The sequence below is a fragment of the Rhizobium sp. P40RR-XXII genome (assembly GCF_012641405.1).
Taxonomy (GTDB): Bacteria; Pseudomonadota; Alphaproteobacteria; order Rhizobiales; family Rhizobiaceae; genus Rhizobium.
This window is the reverse complement of the sequence record NZ_JABAII010000004.1, coordinates 194,099-214,710: the sequence shown is the minus strand read 5'-3', so window position 1 is coordinate 214,710 and position 20,612 is coordinate 194,099. Positions and strand designations below refer to the sequence as shown.

At 60.8% G+C, this 20,612-nt stretch carries 14 protein-coding genes; 5 read left to right on the top strand and 9 right to left on the bottom strand.

What is annotated here, in order from left to right:
- Positions 1 to 22: 22 nt before the first annotated feature.
- From HGP16_RS09785 to HGP16_RS09770, 4 genes are all read right to left on the bottom strand, one after another.
- The gene (locus HGP16_RS09785) at positions 23 to 904 is read right to left on the bottom strand and encodes an ABC transporter permease (protein ID WP_168839816.1); all 882 of its coding nucleotides are present in this window, start codon (positions 902 to 904) and stop codon (positions 23 to 25) included.
- Between the two features lie 13 nt (positions 905 to 917).
- A complete protein-coding gene (locus tag HGP16_RS09780; protein ID WP_168839815.1) occupies positions 918 to 1,736 on the bottom strand; it encodes an ABC transporter ATP-binding protein in 819 nt (272 codons plus the stop codon).
- Between the two features lie 109 nt (positions 1,737 to 1,845).
- Complete coding sequence (locus HGP16_RS09775) at positions 1,846 to 2,859, bottom strand: ABC transporter substrate-binding protein (protein ID WP_149636032.1); 1,014 nt, start codon at positions 2,857 to 2,859, stop codon at positions 1,846 to 1,848.
- Positions 2,860 to 3,109: 250 nt separating this feature from the next.
- On the bottom strand, positions 3,110 to 4,123 hold the full coding sequence (locus HGP16_RS09770; protein WP_168839814.1) for an ABC transporter substrate-binding protein: 1,014 nt from the start codon (positions 4,121 to 4,123) through the stop codon (positions 3,110 to 3,112).
- Positions 4,124 to 4,376: 253 nt separating this feature from the next.
- Here HGP16_RS09770 and HGP16_RS09765 point away from each other — a divergent pair, with 253 nt between their 5' ends.
- From HGP16_RS09765 to HGP16_RS09755, 3 genes are all read left to right on the top strand, one after another.
- Positions 4,377 to 4,685: a hypothetical protein gene (locus HGP16_RS09765; protein WP_168839813.1), complete on the top strand. Its 309-nt coding sequence runs from the start codon at positions 4,377 to 4,379 to the stop codon at positions 4,683 to 4,685.
- Between the two features lie 207 nt (positions 4,686 to 4,892).
- On the top strand, positions 4,893 to 5,351 hold the full coding sequence (locus HGP16_RS09760; protein WP_168839812.1) for a helix-turn-helix domain-containing protein: 459 nt from the start codon (positions 4,893 to 4,895) through the stop codon (positions 5,349 to 5,351).
- 350 nt (positions 5,352 to 5,701) lie between these two features.
- Complete coding sequence (locus HGP16_RS09755) at positions 5,702 to 5,941, top strand: hypothetical protein (protein ID WP_168839811.1); 240 nt, start codon at positions 5,702 to 5,704, stop codon at positions 5,939 to 5,941.
- Between the two features lie 105 nt (positions 5,942 to 6,046).
- Here HGP16_RS09755 and HGP16_RS34385 read toward each other — a convergent pair whose 3' ends face one another.
- The gene (locus HGP16_RS34385; RefSeq protein WP_281408214.1) at positions 6,047 to 7,018 is read right to left on the bottom strand and encodes a TetR/AcrR family transcriptional regulator; all 972 of its coding nucleotides are present in this window, start codon (positions 7,016 to 7,018) and stop codon (positions 6,047 to 6,049) included.
- Here HGP16_RS34385 and HGP16_RS09745 point away from each other — a divergent pair.
- Entirely contained in the window at positions 6,932 to 8,128 is a 1,197-nt protein-coding gene (locus HGP16_RS09745) for an efflux RND transporter periplasmic adaptor subunit (protein WP_168839810.1), read from the top strand. The genes HGP16_RS34385 and HGP16_RS09745 overlap by 87 nt on opposite strands.
- Before the next feature lie 9 nt (positions 8,129 to 8,137).
- Positions 8,138 to 11,284: an efflux RND transporter permease subunit gene (locus tag HGP16_RS09740; RefSeq protein WP_168839809.1), complete on the top strand. Its 3,147-nt coding sequence runs from the start codon at positions 8,138 to 8,140 to the stop codon at positions 11,282 to 11,284.
- A 241-nt stretch (positions 11,285 to 11,525) separates the two neighbouring features.
- Here the strand turns inward: HGP16_RS09740 and HGP16_RS09735 are convergent, their stop codons facing one another.
- The 4 genes from HGP16_RS09735 to HGP16_RS09720 all read right to left on the bottom strand — a co-directional run bounded on the left by HGP16_RS09735 (position 11,526) and on the right by HGP16_RS09720 (position 20,575).
- The gene (locus HGP16_RS09735) at positions 11,526 to 14,633 is read right to left on the bottom strand and encodes an efflux RND transporter permease subunit (RefSeq protein ID WP_168839808.1); all 3,108 of its coding nucleotides are present in this window, start codon (positions 14,631 to 14,633) and stop codon (positions 11,526 to 11,528) included.
- Positions 14,630 to 17,749, bottom strand: a complete 3,120-nt coding sequence (locus tag HGP16_RS09730) for an efflux RND transporter permease subunit (protein WP_168839807.1) — start codon at positions 17,747 to 17,749, stop codon at positions 14,630 to 14,632. The genes HGP16_RS09735 and HGP16_RS09730 overlap by 4 nt, the downstream gene beginning before the upstream one ends.
- Positions 17,746 to 19,254 carry an efflux RND transporter periplasmic adaptor subunit gene (locus HGP16_RS09725; RefSeq protein ID WP_168839806.1) on the bottom strand — a complete coding sequence of 503 codons (1,509 nt, stop codon included), beginning with the start codon at positions 19,252 to 19,254 and terminating at the stop codon, positions 17,746 to 17,748. Before HGP16_RS09725 ends, HGP16_RS09730 begins: the two co-directional genes overlap by 4 nt.
- A 211-nt stretch (positions 19,255 to 19,465) precedes the next feature.
- The gene (locus HGP16_RS09720) at positions 19,466 to 20,575 is read right to left on the bottom strand and encodes an RHE_PE00001 family protein (RefSeq protein WP_168839805.1); all 1,110 of its coding nucleotides are present in this window, start codon (positions 20,573 to 20,575) and stop codon (positions 19,466 to 19,468) included.
- Positions 20,576 to 20,612 lie beyond the last annotated feature (37 nt).

The following is a 20,612-nucleotide window of genomic DNA, read 5'->3' as shown; positions in this document are numbered from 1 at the left end:
GGAGGTACCAGAAAACCAACGCTTAATGCGTATCGAGGCTCTGCTGCGGGCGCCAGCGGGTGATGCGGTTCTCTATGAGCGTCATCACGTATTCGGCGCCGAGCGTCACCAGCATCACCAGGATGATCGCGGCATAGAGGCCGGCTGCGTCATAGGTGCCCTTGGCGATCGAGATCAGGTAGCCGATACCAGCCAGCGATCCGACGAATTCGCCGACGATGGCGCCGATGATGGCGAAGGAGAAGGAGATGTGCAGGCTTGCAAAAATCCAGCTCATCGCCGACGGCAGGATGACGTTCCGGGTCACCTTCCAATTGGAAGCGCCGAGAATACGGGCATTGGCGATCATGTTCCGGTCGGCTTCGCGAACGCCCTGGAAGGCATTGGCGAACACGACGAAGAACACCATGATGAAGGCGAGCGCGACCTTGGAGGCGAGGCCGAGACCCATGATCATTACGAAGATCGGCGCGAGAACGACGCGCGGGATCGAGTTGATCGCCTTGATGTAGATCGACAGGATATCGGAGGCGAGCTTGTTGCGGCCGAGGGCGACGCCGACAAGAACGCCGGTCACCGAGCCGATGACGAAGCCGATCAGCGCTTCTTCCATGGTGACGCCGAGATGATACCAGAGCGAGCCGCTCTCGGTGCCCTCGGTGATCCAGTCCCACAGGCGCAGCGCAATGCCGTAGGGGCTCGAATAAAAGAACGGATCGATCCAGTGCAGGTCGGAGGCGAGCTGCCAGAGGCCGAGAATGGCAAGGAGAATGCCGATCTGCCAGGCCACGACGACGTACTTGCGGCGGGTAAGCGCCTTCAGCGCTGCGGCTTCGATTTCCGCGTCCGAGGTGCCGGCACGGAAAATCGGGGCATTGCCTGCTTCGAGAGCTGTGTTTGCCATGATCAATCCTCCCTTATGCCGCTTCCGCGGCACGGCGATAGCTGGTTTCGACCTCTTCGCGCAGGTCGTCCCAGATCGTCTTGCAATAATCGATGAAATTCTGCTCGTAACGGATTTCCGAGACGACGCGCGGGCGCGGCAGGTCGATGGTATAGACCGATTTCACCGTGGCCGGGCCGGCGGTGAGAACATAGACCTTGTCGGCAAGGGCGACGGCTTCTTCGAGATCGTGCGTCACGAAGACGACGGACGCCTGGCGTTCAGCCCAGAGCTTCAGCAGCTCTTCATGCATGACCGTGCGGGTCTGCACGTCGAGGGCCGAGAACGGTTCGTCCATCAAGAGGATTTCCGGCTCGTTGATGAAGGTTTGCGCCAGCGAGACGCGCTTGCGCATGCCACCCGAGAGCTGATGCGGATAGTGATGCAGGAACTTCGAAAGGCCGACGCGGGCAAGCCAGTCCTTGGCGATCTTTTCAGCCTCGGCGTTCGACTTGCCGCGGAACAGCGGGCCGGACATGACGTTTTCGATGACATTCTTCCAGGGGAAGAGCGCATCCGTCTGGAAGACGAAGCCGACGCGCGGGTCGATGCCGTTGACCGGGCCGCCCATCAGACGGACTTCGCCGGCGCTGGGCTTGGCAAGGCCGGTGACCAGGTTGAGCGTCGTCGATTTGCCGCAGCCCGTCGGTCCGACAACGGCGACGAATTCGCCGCGCTCGACGGTCATGTTGAAATCGCGCAGTGCGGTCAGCGATTTGCCTGTCGGCGATACGAAACGGCGGCTGACATTGATGAGCTCGATCGCCGGAGTGCGGCGTTCATCCTGTTGCATGGTGCTGATCCTGACGCGTGCCTTCAGGGCGTGCACGCAAAGCCCAGTGAACTGCAAAGTCTCTTGAACTGCCGCTTCCGGAACCGGCCGGAAGCGGCGTTATGACTGCTTACTTGACGTTCTTGACGAACTCCGTCGTGTAGGTCTTCGACAGGTCGATGGTCTTGCCCTTGACGTTCTTAGAGAACTGCGAGAGCACGGCGAGAACGGTCTTCGGGCCATCTTCCGGCATCACGCCGTCGGCCGTGAACATTTCCTTGCCCGCGTCGAGAGCCTTGATGTAGCCGTCCTTGTCGCCGACGTAGAAGTCCTTCGGCATCTTGTCGGCGATCTCGGCGCCGGAATGGGTGTTGATGAAGCGCAGCGTCTTGACGAAGGCGTTTGCAAGCTTCTGCACTTCTTCCTTATGGGCGTCGACCCATGCGGCATCCATGTAGAGCGAAGCGGCCGGATAGGTGCCGCCGAGCGCTTCCTCTGTGCCCTTCAGCGTGCGCAGATCGACAAGGATCTTGGCTTCGCCCGTCTTCAGCAGGCGCGAGATCGTCGGTTCGGTGGTCATGCCCACCTGGATAGCGTCCTGCTGCATGGCGGCGATGAAGGTCTGGCCGGCGCCGACCGGAACCGGCGTGACGTCGGCAGGCGAGAGCCCAGCCTTCGATGCCATGTAGAGCGTCAGGAAGTTGGTGGAGGAACCGAGGCCGGTGACGCCGGCACGCTTGCCCTTGAGATCGGCGAAGGACTTGATATCAGGATACTTGGCCGAGACCAGCTCGACTTCGCCGGGCGCCTGGCTGAACTGCACGACCGACTTAATGAACTTGCCCTTGGCCTGCAGGTCGACGCAGTGATCGTAGAAGCCGACGACGCCCTGAACGGCGCCTGCCAGCAGCTGGTTTTCGGCGTCGACACCGGCGGATTCGTTGAGAAGCTCGACGTCGAGGCCTTCGTCCTTGAAGTATCCGAGGGATTCGGCGAGCTTGGCCGGCAGATAGATCTGCTTTTCGTAGCCGCCCACCATGATGGAAATCTTGTCAGCGGCATTGGCTGCCGTGGCTGCAAGCGAAGCAGCGGTCATGACGAGGGAAAGGGCTACGGTATGAAAAAACGCGCGCGATGGACGCATTAATGTCTCCTCCTGTTTTATTTCTTGCGCCACATGACGCTTTAGAAAGGCGCTTCCTCCACGAAGCTCAGCAAATCTAGCGTGGGCAACCTTTCAGCCAGCTTTCAGTGCGCGATTTCCGTAAGGCGACATTGCAATTTTATTTTATCGGTGCCGGCAGCACCAATATGGCCGCCGGCACTTCTCTTCTACTTCGGGATCGGAAGTGAAACCCGAAGTGCCCGGTCAATGCCGGGAACGATACTGCACGCTATTTGGCGTTCTTCACGAACTCAGTCGTATAGGTCTTCGACAGGTCGATCGACTTGCCCTGGACGTTCTTGGAAAACTCGGAGAGAACGGCGAGAACGGTTTTCGGGCCATCTTCCGGCATAACACCGTCAGGCGTGAACATGGCCTTGCCGTTTTCGAGCGCCTTCACATAGCCTTCCTTGTCGCCGACATAGAAATCTTTCGGCATCTTGTCGGCGATCTCGGCGGCCGAATGGGTGTTGATGAAATGCAGCGTCTTGACGAAGGCGTTCGCGAGCTTCTGGACCTCCTCCTTGTGGGCATCGACCCAGTCGGCACTCATATAAAGCGACGCGGCCGGATAAGTGCCACCAAGGACGGCCTTCGTGCCCGCCATCGTGCGCATGTCAATGAGAACGTTGGCTTCGCCCGTCTTCACCATTCGCGAGATTGTCGGCTCCGTCGTCATGCCGGCCTGGATGGCGTCCTGCTGCATGGCGGCGATGAAGGTCTGGCCGGCGCCGACAGGAACGGACGTGAATTCCCCGAGCTTCAGGCCGCTCTTGACGGCCAGATACTGCGTCAGGAAATTGGTCGAGGAACCGAGGCCGGTGACGCCGAGGTTCTTGCCCTTGAAATCAGCCGGGGATTTGATTTCCGGGTGCTTGGAGGACACCAGCTCGACCTCGCCCGGCGCCTGGCTGAATTGCACGACGGATTCGACGAACTTGCCTTTGCCCTGCAGGTCGATGCAGTGATCGTAAAAGCCGACGACGCCCTGAACGGCGCCGGCGAGCATTTCGTTCTCCGCATCGACCCCCGCAGGCTCGTTGAGAAGTTCGACGTTGAGACCCTCGTCCTTGAAATACCCGAGCCCTTCCGCAAGCTTGGCCGGCAGGTAGATTTGCTTTTCGTAACCGCCCACCATGATCGATATCTTGCCTGCTGCTTGTGCGGCCGTTGCCGCAAACGCGGCTGCAGCCATCGCAAGGGACAAGGCCGTCGAATATCTTAGAATGCTCGATGCACGCATGAAGTCCTCCTCTCCATTATGTATCGCGCCGATTGATGACAGCACGGCACGCGCTTCCTCTTGAAGCGGGAAAGACATGCACATCCAACCTTTCATTGAGCTGAAAGCAGCTTCCTTCCCGGTCCACAAATCGCAAGGAGGAGCATTTGCGGATGGGAAGCCGGATCATCCTACAACGAGAAGCGTCGCCGCATCTTGGCATTTCCCGTAGCGCCACTATTTTGGATTGAGCGCTGTCACCGGGGGACCATCCATGAGGATCATTGCCACAGCCTTAGTTCTGGCGACCATCTCGATGGCCGGACCCGCTTCGGCCATCTCGCGCTACGAATCGTCGAGCAAAACTTGCACGTCCGTGCAGCAGCTGATCGCCGGCGAGCGCGCCGCAATATTTCGCTATCCTTCGCGAGGCGGACGTATCGTGCTGTATGACCGATATGTCGCCGATGACGGCCAATGTGGTTTGGGCGATTATGCAGCGCGCGCCTACATTCCCGCGAAAGACAATCCGCTTTGCCCGGTCCGCAACTGCAAATCGTCTTCCGTTTTCAATCCGCATTAACACGTTGATCTGCATTGACGCGCATCGGTTTTTTCTGTGGTCATGTAACAGTGGGATTACAATATATTACAGAAAATGACTCTTGGTTGAATTCTACTCATATTTAACGCACATTTTGCGGGCAGATAGAGCTCGCGAACTTGACTCCCGAGTCTCGGGAGCGGGGCCATGTCCGCCAGGTCCCCTATTTGATAAGGAGATTGCGCAGTGAGTGCAAAAGTACCTAACCCGATCGATGCCTATGTTGGCTCTCGTGTGCGCACGCGCCGACTTATGCTCGGCATGAGTCAGGAGCGACTCGCTGAGCAGATTGGCGTCACCTTTCAACAGGTACAGAAATACGAAAAAGGCACCAATCGCATCGGTGCCAGCCGGCTGCAGGCGATAGCTGGCGTGCTGGCTGTGCCGGTCGCCTTCTTCTTCCAGCAGGACAATACGCAGCCGCTGAACACGGACGGCCTCGGCGCATTCAACGGCCTCGAGGATCTATCGGATTTCCTGACCTCGAAAGAGGGCCTGAATCTCAACAAGGCGTTCATGAAGATCAACGATCCCGGCGTTCGCCAGTCCGTGCTGACGTTGGTGAAGTCGCTCGCGAATGCGTCCGATTCCCTGCCGGACCATGTACCGCAGACAACGAACGTGTCGGCAAGCCTTCGCAACTGACCTGTAGCCTCCCGGAAATCGGGCTGACGGCATAGTGCTGGCGCTAGCCCGAAACATGCCGCAAGGCCCGACATCCTCACCCGATAATGCCGAACCGACCTGTGGACGGCAGCATGGGCCGAGGTCGGGCCGGGCATCCAGCGCGGGGATATTGCTTGCCCACCCTTTCACCGATCGCATTTCAAGCCGTTTCGCGTCCTGAAGTTGCAAAGGCAAGATTCTGCCGCAGTCAAGCCTCGTGTCACGCTGCATGTCACGCGCCAAGCTGTAAAACATCCGTTACGGTTTGCTCATGTTCCTGAGCCAGACACGATTCGTCTGCCGGGAACGGGGGCAATAGAGGGCATGAAATGACAGCGGCACTTCCGATCGGAGCAACACACCAGGATCCAGATTCGCTCAAGGAACTGGCGTCAATCGCTCGGCTCATTACCTATGCGCGGCAGAGCGCCAAGAACCTGAATGCGGAATTCCCGGTCTGGTGTCTGGATCTGGCGCTTGGGGCCGTGCTGCAGGAAATGTATGCAAATGGCCTGCGGAATCTCTTTTTCGACGAGGGTACGGAAGTAGCAAACGTGGTGGCACACTGAGCTAATCGATTCCGGCTTCTGTCGGGATCCCGAACGATGCCGATATGGTTCGACGGACCATATCGGCATTGTCGTTTTGCGCAGGAAGGTGGCCGGACAAGCAGGCTAACGAGCATCCTTGCGCGGCTGCACGCCCGCGACAAAAATCGAGATGCATTGGCGCAGATGGCGCAGCCGTGTTTCACGGTCCGGCCAGTCGCTCGGACGACCCGGTTTGGAAATCATGGCACCGAAGATCACGGTCATCAGCATGCGCGCCCCGCTAGCAACATCGGCAATCTCGATCAGGCCACGTCTTTGCTGCTGGCTTAGCCAGTCGGCAAGCATCTGTTGCGATTGCTTTGCGCCATAGGTGTGCATCAATGTTGCCACCTCCGGAAATTGCTGCGATTCGCTGATCGAGAGATGGATAAAAGCCTCGCGTTCGCGCTCCTGGGCTTCATCCATATTGATCATGAAGATCTGCTCAAGCGCCTCGGCAAGGGGTAGATTCTCGTCAGGATCGCGCGGGAGGGCCAGCATGGACGAGCGATGCTCAGCAATGATCGCCGTGAACAAATCAGCCTTGCTCGGAAACAACTTGTAGAGGGTCTGCTTTGAAATCCGGCATCGGGCGGCAACGAGATCCATCGTCGTACCGCCGTAGCCAAGTTCATAGAAAGTGGTGCGTGCCACACTGACGATCTCCGCGCGGCGCGCGGCGTCATTCGCGGTTTTGGGGCGTCCTCGCGGCCGTCGCTTGGCGGCCTGATCAGCCCTGCCTGCTCGTTCTTTTGTCAGCACTTCCGTCTTGACCCCAACAGCCGAATGCGATTGACATTTGAAGCAGTATAAATATTTTCTGTACGACTTGGTACTGTAAATAAGGCAACAGGAAATAGCAACGTGCGAAAGCTCGCCATCCCCACTTCTGCGCCCACATATACGATAGTATCCAACCGCTTTTCGGCCGGCCGCGCGTCGATAACCGTCGCGGGGATTGCACTCGCGATGTTGCTGGCCGGCTGCAACCAGCAGAATACCGCCCAGAACAATGCGCCGGCCGTCAAGACGGAAGTCAGCGCGATGTCGCTGCATCCGCAATCCGTCGCGATCACCGCGGAACTGCCGGGCCGCACCAGCGCCTATCTCGTTGCTGAAGTGCGGCCGCAGGTCGGCGGCATTATTCGCAGCCGCAATTTCAAGGAAGGCAGCGAGGTCAAAGCGGGCGATGTGCTCTATGAAATCGATCCTGCCTCCTATCAGGCATCCTATGACAGCGCCACCGCAGCCCTGCAGAAGGCGGAAGGGGCCGTTCCGAGCGCACAGTCGAAAGTAGATCGCTATAAGAGCCTGACGGCGCAGGATGCGGTCAGCAAGCAAAATCTGGATGACGCACTTTCCACTTTGGCTCAGGCGACCGCCGACGTGGCGTCCGCAAAAGCGGCCCTTGAAACAGCGCGCATCAATCTCGACTATACCAAGATGCGCGCGCCGATCGGCGGCCGCGTCGACGCTTCGGCGGTTACCGTCGGCGCCCTCGTCACCGCCGAACAAACGACAGCACTGACCACCATTCGTCAGCTCGATCCGATCAATGTCGACGTCACGCAGTCGAGCACCAACCTGCTCGAATTCCGTCGTGCCGTTGCCGACGGTCGGCTGAAGACCAGCGGCGACAATGTCTCCGTGCATCTGACGCTCGAAGACGGCAGCCAGTACAAGGAAACCGGCAAGCTGGAATTTGCGGAATCCTCCGTCGCTGAAACCGTCGGCACCATCACGGTGCGCGCCGTCTTCCCCAATTCCGATCGTGTTCTGTTGCCCGGCATGTATGTGCGTGCAACTATTCAGGAAGGCATTGCCGAAAACAGCTTCCTGGTGCCACAGCGCGCCGTGACGCGCAACACGAAGGGCGAACCGATCGCCATGTTCGTGACCACCGACGGCAAGGTGCAGCAGCGGGTGCTGAAAGTTCAGCGCAGCATCGGCAACAGCTGGCTCATCGCCGAAGGCGTCAAGGATGGTGATCGCGTCATCGTCGAAGGCATCCAGCGCGTCCGCGACGGGCAGGAAGTCACTGTTTCTCCGGTGACGATCGACGATGCCACCGGCGAGGTGAAGCAGGCTGCCGCCGACGGCAAGTCTACGGAGCAAGCCGAATTGGAAAAGACAGATACCAAAGCCGCCTCCGGCGCTCAGAAGTGAGGTGGTTTAATGTCTCGTTTCTTCATTGACCGGCCGATCTTTGCCTGGGTTATCGCCATCGTCATCATGCTGGCGGGTGCGCTTTCGATCCTCACGCTGTCGATCTCGCAATATCCGCAGATCGCACCGACCACGGTCAGCATCTCGGCCAGCTATTCCGGTGCAGATGCCGCAACCGTCGAAAACTCGGTGACCAAGGTCATCGAACAGGGCATGACGGGTATCGACAACCTCGATTACATGACGTCGACCTCGACCTCCACGGGCCAGGCCTCGATCTCGCTGACCTTCAACAACAAGGCGGATTCCGACGTCGCGCAGATGCAGGTGCAGAACAAGCTGCAGCTCGTCACCGCGCAATTGCCGACAACAGTCCAGACCAGCGGTATCGTCGTTTCCAAGTCGACGTCGAACTTCCTGATGGTCGTCGGCTTCGTATCGACGGATGGCAAACTCAACTCGAACGACCTTGCCGACTATGTTTCGAGCACGCTCAACGATACGCTGAAGCGTATCGAAGGCGTCGGCAATACGCAGATCTTCGGTTCCGGCTATGCCATGCGCATCTGGGTGGATCCGGACAAACTCGCCAAGTACCAGCTGATGGTGAGCGATGTCACGACCGCGATCCAGGCACAGAATTCGCAGGTTTCCGCCGGTCAGCTCGGCGCTCTGCCCCAGCGCAAGGGTCAGCAGCTCAACGCGACGGTGACGGCCAAAAGCCGCCTGCAGACACCTGAGCAATTCGAAAACATCATCCTGAAGAGCCAGTCCAATGGCTCGCTGGTACGGCTCAACGATGTCGCCACCGTCGAGCTCGGGGCAGAAAGCTACACGACGTCGAGCACTTACAACGGTCATCCTTCGGCCGGTCTTGCCGTCATGCTCGCCTCGGGCGCCAATGCCATCAACACGGCGGAAGCGGTGCGGACCACCATCAACAATCTGAGCCAGACCCTGCCACCGAATGTCGAGGTGGTCTATCCCTACGACACGACGCCGTTCGTGAAGCTGTCGATCGAGGACGTGGTCAAGACGCTGTTCGAAGCCATCGTGCTCGTCTTCATCGTCATGTTCGTCTTCCTGCAGAACATCCGCGCCACGCTGATCCCGACGCTCGCCGTCCCCGTCGTCCTGCTTGGCACTTTCGGCGTGCTCTCCCTGTTCGGCTATTCGATCAATACGCTCACCATGTTCGGCATGGTGCTCGCCATCGGCCTTTTGGTCGACGATGCCATCGTCGTCGTCGAAAACGTCGAGCGCGTGATGGAGGAAGAGGGATTGTCGCCGCGCGAGGCGACGATCAAGTCGATGCAGGAAATCACCGGCGCGCTGATCGGCATCGCGACGGTCCTGTCGGCCGTGTTCATTCCGATGGCCTTCTTCTCCGGTTCGGTCGGCGTCATCTATCGCCAGTTCTCTGTGACGATCGTCTCGGCGATGGTCCTCTCGGTCATCGTTGCCTTGATCCTGACGCCGGCTCTTTGCGCGACCATTCTGAAAAACCCCGAACACGGATCGAAGGAAAAGGGTGTTTTCGGCTGGTTCAACCGCAACTTCGAACGGGCGACGCATCGCTATCAGCGCAGCGTCCACGGCATGATACGTCTCACCATGGTTTTCCTGCTGGTGTTCGTCCTGATCGGCGTCGGTGTCGGCTATCTCTTCAACCGCCTGCCGAGTTCCTTCCTGCCGGAAGAGGACCAGGGTATCCTGTTGACCGCGATCCAGCTCCCTCCGGGTGCGACGGACTCCCGTACCTGGACCGTGCTCAACCGGGTGAAGGACTACTATCTCAACAACGAGAAGGATTATGTGGAAGGCGCGTTCGCGGTTGCCGGTTTCGGCTTCAGCGGTCAGGGCCAGAATGTCGGTATCGTCTTCGTCAGGCTGAAGGACTTCGACCAGCGCAAGACGCCGCAATCGAAAGCGCAGGCAATTGCCGGTCGCGCCATGGGTGCCTTCTCGAAGATCAAGGACGGCAGCGTCTTCGCGCTGGCGCCTCCGGCGATCCCCGGCTTCGGCAGTTCGAGCGGCTTTGACTTCTTCATCAAGGATATCAACGGCGCCGGCCATGCCGCATTGATCCAGGCCCGCAACCAACTGCTTGGCGCCGCGGCAAAGAACCCGAAGCTGTTCGGCACCCGTCCGAACGGCCAGGAAGACACGCCGCAATATTCCTTGAACATCGACCAAGAAAAAGCGAGTGCATTGAATATCGCCCTTTCCGACATCGACACGACCTTGTCGACGGCCTGGGGCGGCACATACGTTAACGACTTCATCGATCGCGGTCGCGTGAAGAAGGTTTACGTGCAGGCGGACAAGAATTTCCGCATGCAGCCGGAGGATTTCGGCCGCTGGTACGTGCGCAACTCCGGTGGCGACATGGTGCCGTTCTCGGCCTTCTCGAACGGCGAATGGAACTACGGTTCGCCGCGCCTCGAACGCTATAACGGCTCGTCCGCCGTCGAAATCCAGGGTTCGGCCGCGCCGGGCGTCTCCTCGGGCGATGCCATGAACGAGATCGACAAGATCATGGCGGGCCTACCGCCGGGCTTCAGCCACGAATGGACCAGCCTGTCCGCTCAGGAAAAACTGTCAGGCAACCAGGCAAGCCAGCTCTATGCCATCTCCATCCTGGTCGTCTTCCTGGCGCTTGCTGCCCTCTACGAGAGCTGGTCGATCCCGCTTGCCGTCATGCTGTCGGTGCCGATCGGCATCTTCGGCGCTTTGCTGGCCGCAACCCTGTTCGGCCAGTCGAACGATGTCTACTTCAAGGTCGGTCTGCTGACGACCATCGGACTGGCCGCCAAGAACGCCATCCTGATCGTCGAATTCGCCATCGAGCAGCAAAATCAGGGCAAGAACCTGATCGACGCGACATTGGTGGCATCCCGCCAGCGCCTGCGACCGATCCTGATGACCTCGCTCGCCTTCATCCTCGGCGTCATGCCGCTGGCGATCGCCAACGGTGCCGGCTCAGGCAGCCAGAACTCGATCGGCATCGGCGTGATGGGCGGCATGATCTCTGCAACGGTGCTCGGCATCTTCTTCATCCCGCTGCTCTTCGTCTCGGTGCGCCGCATCTTCAAGGGGAAGGTCGTATCGACAGCATCGGACACTCCAGCGACGGATGCCGGGCCTACGCACTGACGAACGATCCATCCACTCTCGATTGAATCAAAGGGCTGCCGTGATAACGCGGGAGCCCTTTAGCTTTATAAGTTCCTCTCCGCGCTAGCGGCATGGCAATCGCATTGGAGGCACATCGGGGCCGCACATTCCTTCTTCCCTCGGGGAGAAGGTGGCCCACCCTTCGACAAACTCAGGGGGCGGATCAGGGGGCTGACGGTTTGAAGATCGCGATCTGCGATCCGTGAAACAGAGTTTCTCGTCAGCTCGACGAAGCTGGAACTGGCGCCGCGGTCTGCGCCTTCGGCGACCATCTTGCATGCAGCTTGGCAAGCATCAGGTAGATGATCGGCGTGGTATAGAGCGTCAGCACCTGCGACACGACAAGGCCGCCGACGATGGTGATGCCGAGGGGGCGGCGCAGCTCCGAGCCCGGGCCGGTGGCGATGATCAGCGGGATGGCGCCCATCAGCGCCGCCAGCGTCGTCATCAGGATCGGCCGAAAACGCTTGAGGCATGCCTGATAGATGGCCTCCTCCGAAGACAGGCCGAGTGTCCGCTCGCCATGCAGGGCGAAGTCCACCATCATGATGCCGTTCTTCTTGACGATGCCGATCAACAGGATGATGCCGATGAAGGCGATAAGCGTCAGCTCCGTGCCGCTGATGGCGAGCGCCAGCAGCGCGCCGAGACCGGCTGATGGTAACGTTGAAATGATCGTCAGCGGGTGTGCGAGGCTTTCATAGAGAATGCCGAGAACGATATAGACCGTCAGCAGCGCCGCGAGCAGCAGCAATGGCTGACCGCCGGACGATTGAGTGACGCTCGCCGCATCGCCGGCGAAATCCGCATGCAGCGTGTCGGGCAGATGCATGTCCAGAACCGCTTTCTGGATGGCATCGTTCGCCACCTGCAACGGCGTATTGAGCGCCAGATTGTAGGAGATGGTCACGGACGGATACTGACCCTGATGATTGACCACCAGCGGCGCAAGCGTTCGATCGATCGACGCGACGGCGCTCAGCGGCACCTGCGTGCCACCGGAGGCCGGCACATAGAGCTTGGAAATATCATGGGGGTCGAGCGCATAGTTCGGATCCGCCTCCAGCACGACGCGATACTGGTTTCGCTGCGTATAGATCGTCGAGATCTGCCGCTGCGCGAAGGCGTTGTTCAGGGCGGCATCGATGGACTGGATGTTGACGCCAAGCTGCGAGGCTATGCTGCGGTCGATATTGACGGTCGCCTGCAAGCCGTTGGGCTGCCTGTCAGTCGCGACATCGGTGAGCTCGTGAAGGGCCTGTAGGCGCTGCATCACCTTGGGCGCCCATTCGACCAGCTCATCATAATTCGCGCCCCAGACCGTGAACTGGTACTGCGATTGCGACTGGCGCGCACCGGCGCGGATATCACCGGGCGAAAACAGGAAGGTGCTGAGGCCCGGGACGGCCGTCAGCTGCTTGCGGAGGCGGTCTATGACTTCGGCCGTCGGCGCACGCTCAGACTCCGGTTTCAGCGAGATAAAGAGCTGCCCGCGATTGACGGAGCTGGAGAAGCCTCCACCACCGACGGAGGAGCCGAGACCGGAAACCGCCGGATCCTTCGCGGCAATATCGGCCGCCTGCTGCTGCAGCTTCACCATGGCCGGATAGGAGATGTCGGTCGCCGCCTGCGTGCCGCCCTGGATGAAGCCGGTATCGTCCTGCGGAAGGAAGCCCTTCGGCACCTTGACGTAGAGATAGCCCGACATGACCACGCAGGCGACGATGACAAGCACCGAAAGCACCCGATGGTGCAGCACCGCTTTCAGCGTGCGGCCGTAAAATCCGATAATCGCGCCCAACGTGCCCTCGACGAAGCGGCCGAATGGACCAGGCTTCGCGTCGATATCATGCGAACGCAGGCGATGGCCGCAGATCATCGGCGTCAGCGTCAGCGACACCAGCGTCGAAACGACGATGGTAAAGCCGAGCGTCAGCGAGAAGGTCTGGAAGAAGCGACCGACGATACCACCCATGAAGAACAGGGGTATGAAGGCGGCAAGCAGCGACAGGCTGATCGAGATGACCGTGAAGCCGATCTGTTTCGCGCCTTCGAGCGCCGCCCGCATTGGCTTCATGCCGGTTTCCAGATTGGCATAGATATTCTCGATCATGACAATGGCGTCATCGACGACGAAGCCGACGGAGACGGCAAGCGCCATGAGGGAGAGATTGTCGATCGACAGCCCGAAGAGCCACATCGCCGCAAAGGTTCCGGCAAGCGAGAGCGGCACGGTGACGCCGGCGGCAAAGGTCGGCGTCGCGCGTCGCAGGAAGATAAATACCACGGCCATGACCAGGCAGATGGTGGCGAGCAGTGTCCATTGCATGTCGTTGACGCTGGCGTGAATCGTCGTAGTGCGGTCGGAAAGGATTGATATTTTCACCCCGGCAGGGATCAGCCGCTGCAGCTCGGGGATCAGCTGCTTGACGCCGTCGACGGTGGCGATGACGTTCGCATCCGCCTGCTTGGTGATGTTGAGCAGCACGGCCGGCTTGCCATCATACCAGGCATCGGAGCGGCTGTTGCGCACGCCCGGCTCGACGGTGGCGATATCGGAAAGGCGAACGGCCGTCCCGTCGCCGCTTTGCACGATGATCCGTCCATAGGCTTCCGGCGTACGAAGCTGGCTGTTTACCGCAACGGAGAAAGCGCCGCTGGCGCCATCGATCGAGCCGAAGGGACCGAGCACATTGGCGTTGACGATCGCCGTGCGCACGGCATCGAGCGACAGGCCCATTGCGGCGAGCCTGTCAGGATCCAGGCGAACACGTATCGCCGGCTGATCGGCACCGCTCACCGTTACGCCGCCGACGCCATCCACCTGGGAGATGCGCTGCAACACCACCGTGTCGGCGGCATCATAGATGGCACTTGCAGGGACATTGTCGGACGTCAGCGCCAGGATGATGACGGGCGCCGCGGCCGGATTGATCTTGCGGAAAGACGGCAAGGTCGGCAGATCGCCCGGCAGGTCGGTCGCCGCCGCGTTCAGTGCCGCTTGCACGTCCTGGGCGGCGCCATCGACGCTGCGCGAGAGGTCGAATTGCGCGATGATGGTGCTGGATCCGAGCGAGCTGACGGAGGTCAGTTGCGTGATGCCGGCAATCGTGCCGAGATGACGTTCGAGAGGGGCGGCAACGCTTGCCGCCATGCTGGCGGGATCGGCGCCGGGACGGCTGGCGGAGACGACGATCGTCGGCAGGTCCACGGTCGGCAGGCTTGCGACCGGCAGGAAGCGATAGGCGACGATGCCGAGGATCATCAGCCCGATCGCCAGAAGCGTCGTCCCGACCGGGCGTTTGACGAACGGCTCGGAGATGTTCATGTCTCGCCACCCGCCATTTCGTCCATCTCGGGACTTGGCGTTCCACTGGTACGGCCGACGACGCGGGCACGCAGCCGTTCGAAAGCCAGGTAGATCACCGGCGTCGTATAGAGCGTCAGAAGCTGCGAAAGCACGAGGCCGCCGATAATGGTGATCCCAAGCGGAATGCGCAGCTCGGCGCCCGTGCCCTGCGCCAGTGCCAGCGGCAAGGCGCCGAAGAGCGCCGCCAGCGTCGTCATCATGATCGGCCGGAAACGCAGGATCGAGGCCTTAAGGATCGCCTCGCGCGGTTCGAAACCTTCCTTGCGCTCCGCCTCCAGCGCGAAGTCGATCATCATGATCGCATTCTTCTTCACGATGCCCATCAAGAGCACGATGCCGATCAGGGCGATGATCGACAGATCCTGCCCGAACAGCATCAGCGCCAGTAGTGCGCCGACACCGGCGGAAGGCAGCGTCGAAAGGATCGTCACCGGATGAACGGCGCTCTCGTAGAGCAGGCCGAGCACGATGTAGATCGTCACGACCGCCGCCAGGATCAGCCAGGGCTCGCCCGCAAGCGACGAGGCAAATTCCTCGGCATCGCCGGAATATTTGCGCTGGATGGTGTCAGGCATGCCGATGTCCAGCTCCGCCGCCTTGATTTCGGCCACGGCGTCGCTGAGCGACGCGCCCTTGGCGAGATCGAAGCTGAGCGTCACGGCCGGAAACTGCTCGTCATGGCTGATGACCAGCGGCGCGGTCGTGAAGCTCGCCGAGGTGAAGGCGTTGAGCGGTACCTGCGTGTCGCTGGCGCCGGCGACATAGAGCTTGTCGAGCGATTTCGGATCGGATTGATATTCCGGTGCAGCCTCCAGGATGACGCGATATTGGTTGGCCTGGCCATAGATCGTCGCGATCTGGCGCTGACCGAAGGCATCGTTCAGCGTATCGCCGACGGCCTGCATCGATACGCCGAGCCGCGAGGCGGTCTCGCGGTCGACATCGACGAAGATGCGGCCGCCGCCCATTTCGACTTCGGAGGCGACATCGATGAGCTTCGGGCTCCGTTGCAGACGCTGCGCCAGCTTTGCCGACCACTCGACCACGGTCGCCGTATCCGTCGCCGTCAAGGTGTACTGATAGGGCGCGCGGCTTGCCCGGGTGCTGATCGAGATGTCGCGCACGCTCTGGAAGGTGACGTGGATGCCTGGCATGCCGGCGACCTCGTCGCGCAAGCGGTCGATGATCTGATCTGCGGAAGCGTCACGCCGGTTTCTCGGCTTCAGTACGAGGCTGAGATTGCCCGTGTTCAGCGTCAGATTGCTGGCGCTGGTGCCGATGACGGAGACGACGCCACTGACATCCGGGTCCTTGCGCAGCCGGTCGGCGACATTGGCCTGTATCTGCTTCATCGTCTCGAAGGACGTCGTCGGCTCGGCCTCGATGACGGCGGTGATCAGCCCTGTATCCTGAGCCGGCAGGAAGCCCTTGGGGATGACGACATAGAGCGCGATCGTCGCGGCCAGCGTCACGACCGTGATCATGAGCATCAGCGCGCTGCGATCCACCGCCCAGACAAGGCTGCGCCGATAGCCCTCGATCAGCCATTCCGTGAAACGATCGGCACCGGCCAGGAAACCGCCTTGTCGTTCCCTAGGCTTGCGCAGGATACGCGCGCACATCATCGGCGTCAGCGTCAACGAAACCACTGCCGACACGACGACGGCAATGGTGAGCGTCAGCGCGAATTCGCGGAACATGCGCCCAACGATCCCGGTCATGAATAGCAGCGGAATGAATACAGCAACCAGCGAGACGGTGAGCGAAATAATGGTGAAGCCGATCTCGCCGGCGCCCTTCAGCGCCGCCTGCATCGGGTTCTCGCCTTCTTCGATATGGCGGGCGATGTTCTCGATCATCACGATGGCGTCGTCGACGACGAAGCCGGTGCCGATGGTCAGCGCCATCAGCGAGAGATTGTCGAGGCTGAAGCCGGCGAACCACATGACGCCGAAGGTCGCAATCAGCGACAGCGGCAGCGCCACACCGGCAATGAAGGTCGCCGTCATCGTTCGCAGGAACAGCAGAACCACAAGGATGACGAGACCGATACTGATGACCAGCGTCCATTGCACATCATGGATCGAAGCCCGGATGGTCTCGGTGCGGTCATTGACGATATCAAGCGAAATACCGGCCGGCATCGCCTGCTTCAGCTTCGGAAGCTGCTTCAGCACGTTCTCGACCGTCTGGATGACGTTGGCGCCCGGCTGGCGCATGATGTCAAGAATGACGGCCGGTTGCCCCTGATACCAGGCGCCGACGCGGTTGTTTTCCAAGCCCTCGACGACGGTTGCCACATCCTTCAACTGCACCGGCGCACTGTTGCGATAGGCGACGATGACGGACTTATAGACGTTCGGATCGACGATCTGGTCGTTGGCGGCAAGCGTGAAGCTCTGTTGCGTGCCGTCGAGCGCCCCCTTGGCGCCGGCGACGCTCGCATTCGTGATCGCCGAGCGTATGTCTTCCAGCGCAAGACCATAGGAGGCGAGACGCGGCAGGTCTACCTGGATGCGGATGGCGGGCTTGACCCCGCCCTGGATATTGACGTCGCCGACTCCGGAAACTTCACTGAGGCGCTGGGCCATCATCGTATCGGCGAAATCGCTGAGCTCGCGGATCGAATAGCTGTTGGAGCGCAGGGCGAGCGTCACGATCGGCGTATCGGCCGGGTTCACCTTCGAATAGGTCGGCGGATATGGAAGCGTGCGTGGCAGGGTCGAGCCGGCGGCATTGATCGCCGCCTGCACGTCTTGCGCGGCGCCATCGATATCGCGGCCGAGATCGAACTGCAGCGTGATCTGGCTGATGCCGAAGGCGCTCGATGAGGTCATGGAGGCGAGCGACGGGATCTGGCCGAGCGGCCGTTCCAGAGGCGCGGTCACCAGGGCGGCCATCGTATCGGGATCGGCTCCCGGAAGCTGCGTCGTCACCTGGATCGTCGGAAAATCCACCTGCGGCAGCGGCGCGACCGGCAGGAAGAGAAAACCGAGAATGCCGCCCAAGAGAACCGCCACCCCGAGAAGCGAGGTGGCGATGGGCCGGCCGATAAAGAGCGACGAAACGTTCATTGTTGCTGTGTCGGCGCGGCGGACGAATTATTGGATGCCGAGCCGCCGCTCGTATCCGCACCCTGCTCGGTGCCGGCGGCAGGCTGGCCATCTTGACCGCGATGGCCGCTATGACCACCGGCACCGCCCTGACCATCTTGGCCGCCTTGATCACCTTGGCCGTTGTGCCGGCGGTGCGGCCGCTCGCCGCCATTGGCATTGTCCTGGCCCTTCTGCGGGTCGTTCTCCGCAACCGGCTGTCCTTGATCCTTCGATGCGGGCGCGCTTGGCGCCACCTGATCCGGGTTGGCCGAAATCTGCACTTTCGACCCATCCTGTAGCCGCGCGAAGCCCGTGGTCACCACCTTGTCACCCGGGGATACGCCATCGGCAATGACGGCCAGCGTGTCGTCCTGCTGACGCACCTTCACCGACTTCATGGCCACGGTCTGACCCTGACTGACGATGTAGACGAACGTGCCGTTCGGCCCGCGCTGCACCGCCCCGCTCGGAATGACGGTGACGCCCTTCAGCGTCTCCACCAGCAGGCGGGCATTGATGAAGGCTCCCGGCCAAAGTGCCAGCTTCTCGTTCGGAAAATTCGCCTTCAGCTTGACCGTACCGGTGGTCGGATCGACCTGATTGTCGACCACCGCCAGCGTGCCGTTGTCGACCACCGTCTGGCCATCGCTTCCCATGGCCTGGACGGCGAGCGTTCCGGCCGAACTTGCTGTATTGATGCGGGCAAGCTGCTGCTGCGGAATGGAAAACAGCACGGAGATCGGCCTGATCTGCGATAGCGTCACGATGCCTGTCGCATCCGACGAGCTGACGAGGTTGCCGATATCGACGTTGCGGATACCGGTGCGCCCGTCGATGGGCGCCTTGATGGTCGTATAGTCGAGCGTTGCCTGCGCGCTTTCGATGGCAGCCACATCGACCTGGATCTGCGCGGTATACTGCGCCACCAGCGAGATCTGGGTGTCGACCTGCTGCTGCGTGCCCGAAGCGCTTTTCACCATGAGCTGAAAGCGGGCAAGGTCACGTTGAGCGCCGGCAAGCAGGGCTTCGTCCTGCGCCTTCTTGGCAACCGCCTGATCACGCTGTGCCTTGTAGACGCCATCATCGATGCGGGCGATGACATCGCCCTTCTTTATATCCTGGCCTTCCACGAAGTCGATTTCGACGATCTTGCCGCTGACCTGCGCCCGCACGGTGACGGTGTTCAGGGCCTTTACCGAACCCACGCCATCGATATAGACGGGCACATCGGCGGCCTTGGCATCGGCGACCAGCACCGGAACGGGGCCGCTGAACTCCGAAAGGCTACGCCGTCCTCCGCCACCGCCTTGACCTCGTCCGCCGCCCCGGCGCTCGCCTTGCGCCTGCTCGGCAGGTGCTGCGGCATTCTGATAGCCGAGCAGCTTCTCCGCCGGCCCAAGCCAGCGATCACGGGTCGCATAGGCGACGTATCCAACCGCGCCGATGACCGCCAACCACACTGCGACCCGAAACGTCCGAGCCATCAACATACCTTCCTTCAAAGCCTTCGGTGATCTGCGATCCCGATATCGATGGCGCGACTCTAGCTTGCATCGTGCCGCTTAGGAATTTGGTATGGCCATTAAATTTTGTCCATTTTAGCGCGACTTAGCGTAACAAACTGTTACATTGGACAAAAACCAGGGTTGTAGTGGCAAAGATGAGATATGTACGCGTGCTGCCCGGCGGAACGGGTCAAAGCACGCCCCAGCCGCGGTAACGCCCGCGACCCGTCATCTCGCGCAGGCCGAGTTCGGCTACCAGATTGAGTGCCCCTCTCGAGGTAACGCCGACATGCCGTGCGATCATCTTCGCTGAAACGATCGGCCTCGACAGCACGATATCGATGACCTCGGGCAGGCTGCTGTTCGACCGCCGGTCCTTGAGCCTCAACTGCATTTGGAGCTTGGCGAGCGACAGGCGATCGAGCTCCTTCAGGCCTGAATCGGCCGAAAGCGCCATCGCCTCCAGGAACGCCGTCAGGCGCGTGATGCGGTCCGACGCGCGCCGCCGGTCATGCCGGACCGCTTTCAGGCCGACATTCAGGCAGAAGAGATGCGAGGTGATCTTGCCGCGGCTGCGCAGATAGGCACTCACCAGCAAGCCGCCGAGCCAGTGCTGCCGCCGCAGCGGTTCGATCCGCTCCCAGGCATCGAAAAGCACGGCGGCGCCGAGAACCGGCGGCAGCTGATCCGCATCGCGAATAGTGGCGCGCCACCGTTCCAGGCGCTCGTCCTCATCCCAATCCTCGTCGCGAACGAGCGCAAGCGGATCATGGACATCGACCGTCGCTTGACGGGCTTCCGGGACACCGCCATTCAGGACCTTGTCGGATCGGGCGAGGATGGCGTCGATCTCAGCGAAATCGACGCCAAAATCGTCTTCCTCATCCTCCTGCACCGCGGGCTCCAATGTTTCAGCGGGTGTCGGACGTAGTACAATCGCGTCTTCCGCCTCCCCCACATCACCACGCAGGACCGCAAGGCCCATCGCCTCCAGCCCCCAGGAAGGATCGGCGGTCCAAAGACGGCGCCGCGTCCGTAGCACGGCATGAGCGATGGTCAACTCGTGGGTCGGCGTGCGCGTATCCATGCGCGCATCATGCAATACGAGATCCTCGATATGTACCAGTTCGCCGCTGACCCAAAGCGCGCCCGCGGCATCGAAGAAATGCCCGCGCTCGCGAAAACCATCTGCCACGCCATGCCGCAGAACACGCTCGTCGAGACGCGCCAGCATGTCCTCCGCCTTGATGATGGCGGGCAGAAGCGTCGGTATCGGGAGTGTGGTCAAATCATATCGCATTGGAATCGCTTCATTGAATCGGCCTTACGGAACTTAT

Coding starts and splice junctions, on each gene's coding strand:
- HGP16_RS09765 (WP_168839813.1), top strand. CDS start 4,377: ATGAGGATCATTGCCACAGCCTTAGTTCTGGCGACCATCTCGATGGCC.
- HGP16_RS09755 (WP_168839811.1), top strand. CDS start 5,702: ATGACAGCGGCACTTCCGATCGGAGCAACACACCAGGATCCAGATTCG.
- HGP16_RS09775 (WP_149636032.1), bottom strand. CDS start 2,859: ATGCGTCCATCGCGCGCGTTTTTTCATACCGTAGCCCTTTCCCTCGTC.
- HGP16_RS09770 (WP_168839814.1), bottom strand. CDS start 4,123: ATGCGTGCATCGAGCATTCTAAGATATTCGACGGCCTTGTCCCTTGCG.
- HGP16_RS09740 (WP_168839809.1), top strand. CDS start 8,138: ATGTCTCGTTTCTTCATTGACCGGCCGATCTTTGCCTGGGTTATCGCC.
- HGP16_RS09780 (WP_168839815.1), bottom strand. CDS start 1,736: ATGCAACAGGATGAACGCCGCACTCCGGCGATCGAGCTCATCAATGTC.
- HGP16_RS09725 (WP_168839806.1), bottom strand. CDS start 19,254: ATGGCTCGGACGTTTCGGGTCGCAGTGTGGTTGGCGGTCATCGGCGCG.
- HGP16_RS09785 (WP_168839816.1), bottom strand. CDS start 904: ATGGCAAACACAGCTCTCGAAGCAGGCAATGCCCCGATTTTCCGTGCC.
- HGP16_RS09735 (WP_168839808.1), bottom strand. CDS start 14,633: ATGAACATCTCCGAGCCGTTCGTCAAACGCCCGGTCGGGACGACGCTT.
- HGP16_RS09720 (WP_168839805.1), bottom strand. CDS start 20,575: ATGCGATATGATTTGACCACACTCCCGATACCGACGCTTCTGCCCGCC.
- HGP16_RS09745 (WP_168839810.1), top strand. CDS start 6,932: ATGTTGCTGGCCGGCTGCAACCAGCAGAATACCGCCCAGAACAATGCG.
- HGP16_RS34385 (WP_281408214.1), bottom strand. CDS start 7,018: ATGCAGCGACATCGCGCTGACTTCCGTCTTGACGGCCGGCGCATTGTT.
- HGP16_RS09730 (WP_168839807.1), bottom strand. CDS start 17,749: ATGAACGTTTCGTCGCTCTTTATCGGCCGGCCCATCGCCACCTCGCTT.